Source organism: Enorma sp., assembly GCF_982429025.1.
Map to the genome: position 1 here is coordinate 1 of NZ_CEWCAA010000056.1, position 12,475 is coordinate 12,475.

General features: G+C 59.7%; 15 protein-coding genes and 1 tRNA gene. 1 reads left to right on the plus strand and 15 read right to left on the minus strand.

The window, feature by feature from the left end; all coding sequences use genetic code 11:
- On the minus strand, positions 1-1,001 hold a 1,001-nt coding region (locus AC1VS5_RS08460; protein ID WP_481218341.1), incomplete at its 3' end, for an IS1249 family transposase.
- Between the two features lie 364 nt (positions 1,002-1,365).
- On the minus strand, positions 1,366-2,214 hold the full coding sequence (locus AC1VS5_RS08465) for a DegV family protein (RefSeq protein WP_481218342.1): 849 nt from the start codon (positions 2,212-2,214) through the stop codon (positions 1,366-1,368).
- Between the two features lie 188 nt (positions 2,215-2,402).
- Here AC1VS5_RS08465 and AC1VS5_RS08470 point away from each other — a divergent pair, with 188 nt between their 5' ends.
- Positions 2,403-3,020, plus strand: a complete 618-nt coding sequence (locus tag AC1VS5_RS08470) for a DUF1836 domain-containing protein (protein WP_019128307.1) — start codon at positions 2,403-2,405, stop codon at positions 3,018-3,020.
- A 54-nt stretch (positions 3,021-3,074) separates the two neighbouring features.
- Here the strand turns inward: AC1VS5_RS08470 and AC1VS5_RS08475 are convergent, their stop codons facing one another.
- The 13 genes from AC1VS5_RS08475 to AC1VS5_RS08535 form a co-directional block, all read right to left on the minus strand.
- Entirely contained in the window at positions 3,075-3,623 is a 549-nt protein-coding gene (locus tag AC1VS5_RS08475; protein ID WP_481218343.1) for an adenine phosphoribosyltransferase, read from the minus strand.
- Between the two features lie 30 nt (positions 3,624-3,653).
- The gene (gene ftsR / locus AC1VS5_RS08480) at positions 3,654-4,562 is read right to left on the minus strand and encodes a transcriptional regulator FtsR (RefSeq protein WP_022349372.1); all 909 of its coding nucleotides are present in this window, start codon (positions 4,560-4,562) and stop codon (positions 3,654-3,656) included.
- A gap of 2 nt (positions 4,563-4,564) precedes the next feature.
- On the minus strand, positions 4,565-4,972 hold the full coding sequence (locus tag AC1VS5_RS08485) for an FHA domain-containing protein (RefSeq protein WP_019128310.1): 408 nt from the start codon (positions 4,970-4,972) through the stop codon (positions 4,565-4,567).
- A 100-nt stretch (positions 4,973-5,072) separates the two neighbouring features.
- Positions 5,073-5,801: a CDP-alcohol phosphatidyltransferase family protein gene (locus AC1VS5_RS08490; RefSeq protein WP_019128311.1), complete on the minus strand. Its 729-nt coding sequence runs from the start codon at positions 5,799-5,801 to the stop codon at positions 5,073-5,075.
- Between the two features lie 128 nt (positions 5,802-5,929).
- Positions 5,930-6,006 (minus strand) — tRNA-Pro (locus AC1VS5_RS08495).
- A gap of 69 nt (positions 6,007-6,075) precedes the next feature.
- A complete protein-coding gene (gene coaBC, locus AC1VS5_RS08500; protein WP_481218344.1) occupies positions 6,076-7,275 on the minus strand; it encodes a bifunctional phosphopantothenoylcysteine decarboxylase/phosphopantothenate--cysteine ligase CoaBC in 1,200 nt (399 codons plus the stop codon).
- Positions 7,272-7,988: a zinc ribbon domain-containing protein gene (locus AC1VS5_RS08505; RefSeq protein WP_481218345.1), complete on the minus strand. Its 717-nt coding sequence runs from the start codon at positions 7,986-7,988 to the stop codon at positions 7,272-7,274. Before AC1VS5_RS08505 ends, coaBC begins: the two co-directional genes overlap by 4 nt.
- Positions 7,985-8,791 (minus strand): Nif3-like dinuclear metal center hexameric protein, encoded by an 807-nt coding sequence (locus tag AC1VS5_RS08510; RefSeq protein ID WP_144688628.1) that lies wholly within the window; start codon positions 8,789-8,791, stop codon positions 7,985-7,987. Before AC1VS5_RS08510 ends, AC1VS5_RS08505 begins: the two co-directional genes overlap by 4 nt.
- On the minus strand, positions 8,788-9,969 hold the full coding sequence (locus tag AC1VS5_RS08515; RefSeq protein ID WP_481218346.1) for a cysteine desulfurase family protein: 1,182 nt from the start codon (positions 9,967-9,969) through the stop codon (positions 8,788-8,790). Before AC1VS5_RS08515 ends, AC1VS5_RS08510 begins: the two co-directional genes overlap by 4 nt.
- Positions 9,966-10,655: a ribulose-phosphate 3-epimerase gene (rpe, locus tag AC1VS5_RS08520; RefSeq protein WP_418742240.1), complete on the minus strand. Its 690-nt coding sequence runs from the start codon at positions 10,653-10,655 to the stop codon at positions 9,966-9,968. The genes AC1VS5_RS08515 and rpe overlap by 4 nt, the downstream gene beginning before the upstream one ends.
- A gap of 37 nt (positions 10,656-10,692) precedes the next feature.
- Complete coding sequence (locus AC1VS5_RS08525; RefSeq protein WP_481218347.1) at positions 10,693-11,703, minus strand: NAD(P)H-dependent glycerol-3-phosphate dehydrogenase; 1,011 nt, start codon at positions 11,701-11,703, stop codon at positions 10,693-10,695.
- Entirely contained in the window at positions 11,704-12,378 is a 675-nt protein-coding gene (plsY, locus tag AC1VS5_RS08530; RefSeq protein ID WP_481218348.1) for a glycerol-3-phosphate 1-O-acyltransferase PlsY, read from the minus strand.
- Positions 12,379-12,475, minus strand: a 97-nt coding sequence (locus AC1VS5_RS08535; protein ID WP_481218349.1) for a hypothetical protein, incomplete at its 5' end; no start/stop codon positions are given. It lies immediately after the preceding gene.

Genomic DNA, 12,475 nt, shown 5'->3' on the forward strand with positions numbered 1-12,475 from the left:
CGAACCCGAAAGAAGCGCATGCCCATTTCAAAAAAGAAGACTTGACCAAACACAGGCGACTCCGTGTGCAGGTAGCACCACCAGAACACCGCCTTGACCCTGCGCATGAGCGACAGCCCGCGGTGGTTCCTGAGCATGTCCCGCAGCCGCGCGTTGACGCCGCCCTCGATCGGGTTGTTCGTCCTGGGCAGCGGCCCATCCGCGGCCAGGGTCGGGTCCAGGTAGGTGAAGAGCGTGCCCGCGCTCACCAGCCGAGAGAGCGACGACCTCGCCCTCCTGAGCCTCTCGTGCGTGAACTGGCGCCTCCCGTCGACGTAGGAGACGTCCTCGAGGAAGTCCGCCCAGAACCCGCACCACTGCAGGTAGCGCTCGACCCACCATTCGGCCTGCCGAAGGGTCTCGAGGTGCATGAGCTCGACGGCCAGGGCGTAGAGCTCCCGCCCGGCCTGGAGCCTCGGGCGCGAGGTGGTATAGCGCCTCACCTGGCAGAACGCGTGGAAGAGGCACCTCTGGACCCGCGCGCCCGGCCAGGCGCGCCGCCTCGCCTTCTCGAACCCGGTCCCGCCGTCGCATACCACGACGTCCGGCGCCGGGATGGGCGCCATCAGCGCCTCCCAGGCCCTCGAGGTCTCCGCCTGCGCCATGTACCACGACACCACGTGCTCCCCGTCGTGGGCGATCAGCACCACGAGGTCGCGGGACAGCCAGATCCCGTCGACGAAGAGCACCCGGTGGGCCTCGCCCGTCGGCTCGGGCATGGGCCAGACGCGCCAGAACTCGGCGGTCCTCCTCCTGAACGTGCGCCCCTGCCCGGGCATCGAGAGCTGGGTGTCCTTCGACATGAGCCATGCCAGGAACTCCTCGAGCCTCGCGGCGGTGTCGTCGTACGAGACCGTGGTCGACGCCCCGCACGCCCGGCACCTCCACCTCTGGGATCCGGCTCCGGTCCTCCCGTTCCTCTTCATCGCCGCCCCGCAGGAGGGGCACCTGACCGCCTTCATCTCGAGCTCCTTGGAAATCGGGAATTTAACGGCATGATTTTCCGGCATCTACCTGCAGGGCGATGACGATTCCAGACACACTTTCTGTCCGAGTGGTTAAATCCACCGCGGAGATTTAAACGGACGAAAAAGAGGTGCCGACCTGCGTCGACACCTCTGAAGCGGACACACTTTTTGTCCTATAACCCTCTGATGTGGCCACGCTTTGATTCTGCCTTGACGGAATGGTCGAGTTAATCGGATTACAACAATACGGGCGCCCTGCATTCTTTGCAGCGCGCCCGTTTGCATGGGTGGAATTAGTTATGGCAAAAGACATCTATCGTTGCGGATGCTGTTGTCTTCGGCTTATGGGCCGATGTTCCTACCAACCGTACCCTATGATGAGACCATCGGTCTCTGCGTAGTACGAGCACAGGCCTCCACATGGAAGAATGGTTGCCTTCGCAGTCGGCCATTCGGCGGTAATGCGAGACGCGAGGTCCTCCGCTGCTTTTTCGTTGAAGACATGGTCGATGAATACGTCGCCGCCTTGGAACCCGTCTTCCCGCATGGATCCAATGATCTTTTCGAATGCCTTCTTCTGGCTTCGTGCGGGACCAAGGACCTTGATAGTGCCCTCGCTGCTCGCGGTTCCGAGCATGCGGATATTGAGCTTGTTGGCAAGCATGCCGGCAACCTTGGGCATGCGGCCCGCCTTGGCAAGGTTTTCGTAGCTCGAGAGCAGGAATAAGACCGTCGAAGACTGCTCTACATTGCAGATATACGCGGTTACCTCGTTGAAGGTGGCATCGGGATGTTCAGTTAGGTACCTATCTAATGCCACGATCAATAGCTCGAGCTTGCCGCCTGCTGCACGGGAGTTCACGATGAAGATATTGCGGGATCCGTCCTCTTCAAGCACGAGGTCACGTGCCATGATGGCTGCCTCATAGCTACCCGAGAGATTCGCGGAAATCGTAATGGCAATCACGTTGTCGGCTGAGCGGAAGCGGTCGGCCCATTCCCCTACGCTCGGGCATGCGCTCGATGTGGCCGATTCCTCGGCAGCGACACGGCGGTTGAGCTCGGCTACATCGAGTGCCTCGTCATCGATATATTCCTGGCCGCCTACGTTGACCTTGAGCGGCGCGAAACGGTATATGGTATCTGGGGCAGATGGCGTGTAGCCACGGAGGTTGCAACTGGAATCTGCTATAAGTGCCCAACTCATCGTGTAGGTCCCTTCGACGGTACCGAACCTATCTGTATTATACGTGCTCCCGTATCGAAATGGTGAAACAGATGGTTTCTAAAACAAGATGACATAGTTTTAAAAGCAATGAGAGTATCATGTGGTTGGTACCGTGTTAGGTAGGTAATTTATATGCTCAGTGGAACGTGCGTGGTATGGAGGACGCAATGACGGCGCAGAAATCGGTAATCCCCATGAATGAACACGGTCGAGCAATCACCCAGGAAGATATCAAGCCGACAGTTCTTCCCGATGCCTATCTCACTTCTTCAATAGCATCGGCCCTTGTTGATTTCAAGATGCCTCGTTTCGAGGATCTCCCCACAGTTGGCCTCTATCGAGATCAGGTCATCGGTATCGTCGAGCAGACGCTGAGCCCGCTTGGCACCTGCATCGATGGCGAGCTCCTGACACCTTCTATGGTTAATAACTATGTGAAGGCAGGCCTTATTGCGGCGCCGGTTAAAAAGCTCTACAACCGTGAGCACGTAGCTCGCCTGCTCGTAATCTGCATTTTCAAGCAGGTACTGTCGATTCAAGCGATTGCGACGCTCTTTAAGATTCAGCGGGTATCCTATATGGTCGACGTTGCTTTCGATTATGTCGCCGTGGAACTGGAAAACGCCGTGCGTTCCGCATTCTCGATCGATGCGACTCCCCAACCGGATTCGGCGACGCATGTTACCAGGGAATCGCTTCTCGTTCGAAATGCAGTCACGGCGTTTGCCGCGAAGGCCTATCTGCTAGGTTATCTGCACTATATCGGATATGAAGGCTCGGAATAGCCCCTTAGTTCAGATTATCCGCTGAACTTCAGGCGCCACCCCGTTTGCAGGCCCTTAAGAAACCTTGACCAAGCTGAAGAGCTCTTGGTCGCCGGATGCGGCGAGGGCGTCACGAGGATTCAGGAATGCGAGCTCAAGGATGCAGCCATATCCGATCAGCTCGGCATCCATGTTCTGGACAAGCTTGCCTGTCGCCGCAACGGTACCACCGGTGGCAACGAGGTCATCGATGATAAGGACGCGATCGCCGGGCTCAAGGGCATCCGCGTGGATCTCGAGCGTATCGGTGCCGTATTCGAGTTCGTAGCTGATGGACACGGTCTCGCGCGGAAGCTTTCCGGGCTTACGTGCGGGGATGAAGCCCGCGCCGAGTTCAAGCGCTACGGGAACGCCTACCATAAAGCCACGAGCCTCGGGGCCGATGACCTTCGTCACTCCCCTACCGTGAAAGTGGTCGGCAAGCGCGGTGATAGCCTGTCGCATCGCATTGGCGTCGGCGAAAAGCGGTGTGATGTCCTTAAAGACAACGCCTGGCTCCGGGTAGTCGGGAATGTCGGTGATATACGATTCGAAGTCGAAGTCAGTTGCGGCGGTCTCAGGCATAAGGGCTCCTCTACAGATAATAGTGATACGCTAACGCGCGCGTTTGACGACGCGAGATGTGCGACGAGATGAGGTTGCTTCTTGGGAGATGGGAGCATCGGTAAGCGTACCGGTGCGATTGGTCGATTCAGTGCGCGAAGCCGCGTCGCCAGCGTTTCTCTTGGACTCGCGTGAAGCCTCCGCTCGAGCCAGCTCATCATCGATGGAATCCACGTCGGCATCCTTGACTACGGCATTGAGCGACTCGAACACGCGGCCCTTCAAGAGGGCGGTATGAAGGCCGTCGGTGAGGTCGTGCAGCTTCTTGAAGGCGCGCTCCAGCTTTGCGCTGCGGTCCTCGTCGCTGTCATCGAGACCAAGCATGCCTACAAGGACCTGCTCGAACATCGTCGATTCGCGGTTGGCGGACACGACGTATTGACGGAGGTTCCGAGGTTCGATATGAAAACGCGAAAGCTCATCGCAATAGCGAATAATCTCGAAATCGCTTCCATCGATAAGCTCGCGATTCTTCGGGCTCTTGATGATGCGCACAAGATCGTTCTGTGCGAGGGAGCGCACGAAGGAGATGCTAACGCCCAGTAAGTCCGGAACATCCTCAAGGGGATGAAGCTTCTGCTTGGTTTCCTTAGGCTGCGTCTTCATGGGAACATCGGACAAAAGGCCGACTTCGTAGGCAAGGGTGTGCAGATCGTCGGCGCTTTCGAGCCTTTGCTTGATGACGTTCAGCGGCATATAGCGCGTCTTCTGAAGATGCAGGATGACCTCAAGCCGCTCTACATCATCCATGGAGTACTGGCGATACCCCTTGGGCGTGCGGTGAGGAGTGATGAGCCCTTCGTCTTCAAGGAATCGAATTTTCGAATTGGAGAGGTCGGGATACGTGCCGCGTAGTAGGTTAACGACTTGGCCGATGCTCAGATAGCTGCGCTCAGCCAAAGCTACTCACCCGTTTCGATGCGCTCCGGGCTGCTCTCGTGGTAGATGAGCGTGAACGTGCCGATCTGAACCGAGGAGCCGTCGTGGAGCGGAGCAGAGTTGACGATGGCGCCATCGACCCAAGTGCCGTTAAGTGAGCCCAGATCTTCAATCGTGGTGCCTAGTGGCGTGCGCACGATCTTAGCGTGGGAGCGGGAGACCGTCATGTCGTTCAGGAAGATGGCGTTGGCGGGATCGCGCCCGACCGAGGTCTCAGGAGCGGTGATCTCGAAGGTGTTGCCCGTTTGGGGCCCCTTGATAATGGAGATCACCGGATTGACGATCTTAGTGCTCTTCATGAGGTCGGGGGCGGTTGCATCGTCTATGGGCATGCGAAACACGCGCGTGGAATCTGTGCCAAGTCCTGCCATGGAAACCCCTATCACATACGGATCCGGAATCGTTTCCGGTTTAATACATCGCAAAGGCACTTTCATTCTACCCTAGCGCGCGTTGAGATTCACGGGCGACTCAAGAAGCTCCAGAAGCCCCATCAGCCTCTTCAATTTCCGGGTTGAGGAAGTCCACGTCCTCCTCCTCAGGATGCTCGATGGCGTGCTTCGAGGCTCGGTATCCCTTTACGGTATAGATGACTGCGGTGAGCAAGGAGAAGATCACGCCAACATACACGAAGAATATCCCTAAGGGAACCTCGCGGGCATCGAGGCCGGGGAACGCTTCCGAGAACGTGCCGAGAACGCCGATGCCGCCGATTTTTGGCAAACCGAGAAGCATGAAAGAGAAGCCGGTCATGAGAAGCGCGGTAGCGGCCTTTCCGGTGTACACCACGTCGATCGGTCGTTTGTGGTACCGCCGTACGACGGCATTGCCGCAGGCAAGATAGACGTCGCGCAAGATGATGACGATGCAGACCCAGATGGGAAGCTCTCCGCGCGCCACGAGGCCGATGACGCCGGTAAAAAGAAGCGCCCGGTCAACGACGGGGTCCATCATCTTGCCAAGCCAGCTCACCGTGCGCGTTTTGCGTGCAATGGCGCCATCCAACCAGTCCGTGCTCGCGGCGACCGCATAGATGACGAGCGCGACATAGCGGTTGACATCCATGACGAATAAATACAAAAAGACGAACGTGAGGATAAGGCGAAGAACGGTGATGAAGTTGGAGATGGTGAAGATCTGGTTCGAGGGATAGTCTGGGGTGCCGATCAGCTCCCGTTTGATCTTCTTTCTGAGGCCCACGATTCTCCTCTAGTCCCTATTCGGATGCGTTCACACTACAGCATGATACCCAACCGAACGCGAGATAACCCCTTGGGGTTTCTCAAAAAAAAGAGGCGTCGAGATATTCTCGACGCCTCCGAACCTTCTGGTCGGGACGACTGGATTCGAACCAGCGACCCCTTGACCCCCAGTCAAGTGCGCTACCAAGCTGCGCCACGTCCCGAAGTGTTGCCATCTCTGCGACAGCAAAAGATACTTTACTCAACTCTTGCGGTTTGTGCAAGAGAAATTTTTATGACCTCAAATCGTGCGCACGAATGAGCAGGGTGCGAGCAAGTTCGGATTTGCTGAGCAGCGGGAGTTCCTCGGTCGCGTGGGCGGTGATCCACCAGGCCTTATTCGTATCGCTCCCGAAGCCGGAATCGGAGCGCGACACATCGTTGGCAACGATGGCGTCGCATCCCTTGCGTACGAGCTTTTGTTGCGCATAGTCGATGGGGTTTCCGGTTTCGGCGGCGAATCCGATGACGATGCGATCGCCACGATCGTGCGAGAGCCGAGCGAGGATGTCATCGGTTTGCTCGAGTTGAATGGATTCGAGCTCGTCGATGCCCTTCTTGAGCTTTCGGTTGGCTGGCTTAGCGGGCCGATAGTCCGCCACGGCCGCAGCGCAGATAAGCATGGTGGCACGGGAGAACGCTGCCTGCGTGGCTTCAAGCATCTGGGCTGCCGTTTCCACGGGAACAACATCGACGCCTGCTGGCGCGGGCTCGGTGGCGGGTCCGAGAACAAGCGTGACGTGCGCTCCCATAGCACGAGCTTCACGAGCGAGGGCAACGCCCATCTTGCCTGATGACCGGTTGCCGATGTAGCGAACCGGATCGATCGGTTCATGGGTTCCGCCCGCCGTGATGACGATACGTTCCCCAGCGAGCGCATCCGTGGCGCCGAGTTCGCAGATGACGGCGTCGGCGATCTCAGAGACCTCGGTCAGGCGCCCTTCATCAACGTCGCCGCATGCGAGGTATCCCCTACCGGGCCCTACGATGCGAACGCCGCGCGCGCGTATCGTGCGGACATTCTCTTGGGTAGCAGCGGCTTTCCACATATTCACATTCATCGCGGGCGCAACGACGATGGGCCCCGTTGCAGCGAGAAGCGTTGTCGACATGAGGTCGTCGGCGATCCCGTGGGCCATCTTGGCGATGATATTCGCCGTTGCGGGCGCTACGACGATGCAATCAGCCTCTTTGGCGAGCGAGACATGGTGGATGGGGTCAGAGGGGTCATCGAAGAGCCCGATGGCAACTTTCTCATGGGTCAGAGCTCTGAAGGTGGTGGGTCCTATGAATTGCGTGGCATGCTCGGACATGAGCACCTTAACCCGTGCGCCCTCCTTTTGGAGGATGCGTACGAGCTCGCATGCTTTGTAGGCGGCGATGCAGCCGGTAACACAGACTAGGACGCAGCGACCCTCGGCGCGACCGCTCATTTCCGGTCACCCTCGTCGACGATAAGGATACGGTGGCAATAGGGGCAGGTAGTAACGCCCTTCGTTCGCTTGACCTCGTTCAGCGAAGCCTCCGTGAGTGCCATACGGCAGAGCGATGGCGTGCTTCCCTCCAACTTTTCCACGCCAAGCCCACGGAATTGCTTGCTAGCGACGGTATAGGCTTCGTGCAGGGAATCGGGAAGCTGACGGGTGAGCTTTTCACGGCGGCGCTCAAGCTCGGCGATATCGTTTTGTAGGTCGGTGGCCGCGACGCGCGCAGCCTGTCCGCTCCTGATGATGGCAGCTTCGAGTTTTTCGATAAACTCGCGGCCCTTCTGCTCCCGCGCGGTGGCCTCCTCGAGCCTCGTGGTGCAGCTACGCTGGTCGAAGGCAACCTTGTCAAGCCATTTGGCAAGGTTTGAAAGCTCAATCTCAAGATTCTGAACGCGATGGTAATCGCTAGAATCCACTGACTTCTGTGCCTCGTCGACGCGACGGCGGTACTCCGCCTCCTCCTCTGCGAGATCGGCGAGGTCTGTCTCGGCGTCTTTGCGCAGGGCGACGACTTTCAAGAGCTCCTCTTTTGCTGCGGCAAGCGCGCGGCGCTTCTTGGCGAGGTCCTTAAGCTCGGGGAGCTGCGCGAGCTTGTCCTTGAGCTGCGAGAGCTCGATGTCAACTTCTTGTAGGCTGAGCAGGTTCTCTCCGTTGCTCATGAACGTCCTCCTTCTATCGTCCACCATTGACGCGGCGGATCTGCGATCTGAATTGAGTCCGAGGGTACGCCGGCTCGCGTCGCGGCCTCAGCGAGGATGCGGGTGAAGGGCGTTTCGCTCGCATCGTGTCCCAACAAGATGATGCCCATCCCGCGCGCGGCAAGGTCTTGGCATACATGGTATCCGGCCTCACCGCAGATAATCGCATCGGCTCCGCATTTGAGGGCAGATTCACCTAAATCACCGAGGCTTCCTCCGAGAAACGCGCAGCTTGAAATCGGCGTATCGCGGTCTCCCCAGACACGCGGAGCGGTATCAAAGGCCTGTGCGGCACGCTGCGCAAGCTCTTGGAGGGTCAGACGGTCCGGAATCGCAGCAATCGAGCCAAGTCCAGGAGAGCCGAGGCTTTCAGGGTGCTCGAGTGAACATTGAGCTTCAAGCCCCATGAGCCTCGGCAGCAGCTCTTGCGCGGCCCGGGAGCGATCGAGGTTCGTATGGAACGACAAGACGCTCACACCGAGACGAGCCGCCTCGAAGACAGCGGCAGCAGCCTGAGGGTGGGACCCGGCTCTCGGAACGAAGACATCGGGTGCTGCGATATAGACCGGATGGTGTGCGAGCAGCACATTGGCGCCGGCGTCATAAGCACGCCTGACCATGTTGGCTGTGGCGTCGAGCGCAACGAGGACGTGGCCCACTGCGGAGTCGGGATCGCCCACGGAGAGTCCGACGTGGTCCCAGCTTTCAGCATCTTCTTTCGGGAACGACTCGAAGAGCGAGCGCTCTAGTTCGCAGACCTTCATGAGTCGGCACCTCCAGTAAGGTCGAGGAGCGCATCGGCGAAGGCGTCAAGATCCTGCTCTCGCACGCGATCGTCGAACGAGATGCGGAGCGACCCCGCCGCGCGTTCGCGGGGAATCCCCATGGCGGTGAGCACGTGGCTCGCATCCGTGGATCCGCTCGAGCAGGCAGACCCAGCCGAGACGCAGAAGCCACGAACATCGAGCTGCAATATGAGCTCCTCCGATTCACATCCATCGACCAGGATGGATACAATCCCTGGGAGCCGGTCTGTATGCACAAGGTCGGGCAAGGTGGCGTGAATGCGCGGGCTCTCAAGCAATCGCTCGTAGAGGCGCCCTGAAAGGGAAAGCACGCGCGCGTGGTCTTCATCGAGGCGCGGAGAAAGCGTTCGCGCCACGGCTGCAAGACCAAGTGCCGAGCGGACATCCTGCGTTCCGGCGCGTCTTCCCGCCTCTTGGCCACCGCCGCGAATGAGGGGCTCGAAGGGCACTCCCCTTCTAAGGTACAGCGCTCCGCTCGCTACGGACGCGCCTACCTTATGACCAGCAAGGGAAAGCGCATCAACCCTAAGAACTGACACATCGATCGGGGCATGGAGGTATCCCTGTATGGCGTCGGTGTGGAAATACGCTCCATGACTGTGGGCGATCTGGGCAAGTTCTCCGACTGGCTGGACGGCTCCCGTCTCGTTATTCGCGAACATGATGCTCACAAGCGCCACATCATCGCCCATGACGGCATCGAGGGTGCCGGGTTCGATGGCCCCGTGGGTTCCAGGCTTTAGGATATCGACGGTGAAGCCGCGCCGTTTGAGCTGTGCGAGGTTATCGAGGATCGCCTCGTGCTCGATGGCGGAGGTGATGACCCTGGTTCGTCCGTGGTCACGCGAGCGGGCGCCCTCGGCGATACCGAAGAGCGCGAGCGCATCGGCTTCCGTTCCACCGTTCGTGAAGACGACCTCAGCAGGGCGCACACCGGTACCCAGCGAGCGTGCGATGTCTCGACGGGCTGCATCGAGCGCCTGAGCGGCGCGCCTGCCAAGCGTATGGAGCGAGTTTGGATTCGCACCCGCTATCTCGGAGATATCATAGGCCCGCATCGCCTCGATAGCCTCGGGCCGTAACGGGGTCGAGGCAGCATAATCAAGGTTCACGAGGCGCATCGGCGCCACGTTCATGCGGCATCCGCCTCCGCAGCGGCGATGCCGCTTTGCGCGAGCGCGCGAAGGCGCTGGACCTCAGCTGCCGGGTCGCTCGACCCGAAGACGGCAGAGCCGGCAACGAACACGTCAGCCCCGTGGCGAGCGACATCCTCGATATTGGCGGAAGAGATGCCTCCGTCCACTTCGATAAGCGGATGGGCGCCGACTGCCCGGCAGAGCGCCTGCAGGCGATCGAGCTTGGCATACGTGCCCTCGATGAAGCGCTGTCCTCCGAAACCGGGGTTAACGCTCATGACGAGGACCATGTCGAGTTCGGGCAGGATGTCTTCGAGCACGCCGACCGGCGTGGCGGGATTGAGGACGGCTCCTGCCTTGACGCCGTGTTCCTTGAGGTACGTCACCGTGCGATGGAGGTGCGTGGAAGCTTCGGCGTGAACGGTGATCATATCGGCGCCCGCCTCCACGTACCATCCAATCGTCTCATCGGGGTTCGAGACCATCATGTGAACATCGAGCGGTACGTCGGTCGAGCGCTTGCAGGCGGCGACCATACCAGGGCCAAAGGTGAGATTGCCCGTGAAGTGGCCGTCCATGACGTCGACATGGATAAAGTCGGCATTCGAGATGCGATCGAGGTCTCGAGCGAGGTGTGCGAAGTCGGCCGAGAGAATCGAGGGTGCGATGCGTGCAAGTGTTCCCATGGAAAGCCCCTTTGGTGTGGAGTTAGATGCAGGTACGTCAGTCGCGGTCGAGCCCATAGAACTCTTCGGTGGGCACGCGCCCCATGAGGGTGTTCAGGGCTTCGTCGAGCGTCATGTTGTTGTAGAGCAGCGATTCGAGCACGAAGGTGATGGGCGAATCGACACCGAGCGAGCGCGCGAGCTCAGCTGTGCTCTGCACCGCCGCAGCGCCCTCTACGATCATATGGGTGCGCTCCTGGTAGTGCTCAAGGGATTCCCCGCCGGCAAAGGCGACGCCGAAGGAGCGGTTACGTGAATGGGGCGATGTGCACGTAGCCACGAGATCGCCCATACCGGCCAAACCCATGCAGGTCATGGGGTCTCCGCCGCGCGCGCACACGATACGGCTGATCTCGGCGAGGCCGCGCGTCATGATGAGTGCGAGCGTGTTGTCGCCATAGCCGGCGCCCGCTGCGATACCGCAGGCGATGGCGATGACGTTTTTCACCGCACCGCATGTCTCGATACCGATCATATCGTTCGAGGCGTACAGCCTGAATGAGGGTGAGATGAGGAGCTCTTTGAAGAACTCCCCCACCTGAGGCGTCTCGGATGCGATGACGGCGGCTGCGACCTTGCCTCGGCAGATCTCTTCGGCGTGGTTGGGGCCCGTGAGCGCCGCGATGCGCTCCGGGCGGCCGAGCTCTTCAGCGATGACCTCGTGCATGAGCTTGCCCGTATGGGGTTCAATGCCCTTGGTGAGGCAGAGGATGGGTAGGTCATCGGCGACGTAGCGTGCGGCGGAACGAATAGTGGCGCGTATGAAGGGCGAGGGAACCACAACGATTGCCCCAGCAGCTCCTGCAAGCGCCTCCTCGAAGGAGCAGGTGGCGCTGACGTTTTCCGGAAGCGTGTAGTCGGTCAGGTAGAGCGGATTCACGTGTCGCTCGTTTATGCTCGGCGGCACAGGCTCGTCGTGCGACCAAAGCATGACCTCGCCTGCCTTTGCGGCAGCGACACCCGAGATGGCGGTCCCCCATGAACCGGCACCAATGACGGCAATCTTCATCTAGCGCTCCCCTTTCTTCGACCCGAAGGACAGCTTGTTCTCGGTGCCCGCCCGCAAGCGCGCGATATTGCCGCGGTGGGCGAAAACAACGGACCACCCCAGAATCGCCCAGACAGCGAGGGCGGGCAGAGGGATACCCGGTTGCGTGAGAAATACGGTGAAGGGCACGAGCGCCGCGGTGACGATCGAGCCAACCGAGACGTAGCGCGTGATTGCAACGAGTACGATGAAGATGGCAAGATGGATAAGGGCGAGTGGCCAATAGAAGCCGAAGAGGATGCCGACGCCCGTGGCGATGCCCTTGCCGCCGTGGAACTTGAGGTAGGGCGAGAAGATGTGCCCGTAGAGGCATGCAAGCGCCACGAGCGCGACCAGGAGCGGGTAGGAAACGGTCGAGCTGGCACTCCAGGAGCTTCCCGCATACACCACATCGCGGAAGACGATGACGCACACCATGCCCTTGAGGAGGTCGAACGCAAGCGTGAGCGCGGCAACCTTGGGACCTCCCACGCGCAGGGCGTTGGTGGTGCCGATGTTGCCGGAGCCCTCCTTCTGGATGTCTTTATGGCTCATCAACCCGACGAGGATCTTGCCGAAGGGAATACCGCAGATAAGGTAGGAGACGATTATCGTGATAGCCGTGGCGAGCACAGCCGAGGTGTTGGCGCTGTCCATTTACGCCTCCTTGTTGCTCTTGGCACGGAAATGGAGGCGGATGGGCGTTCCCTCGAAGCCGAATTTCGTGCGCATGCGGTTCTCGACATAACGGCGG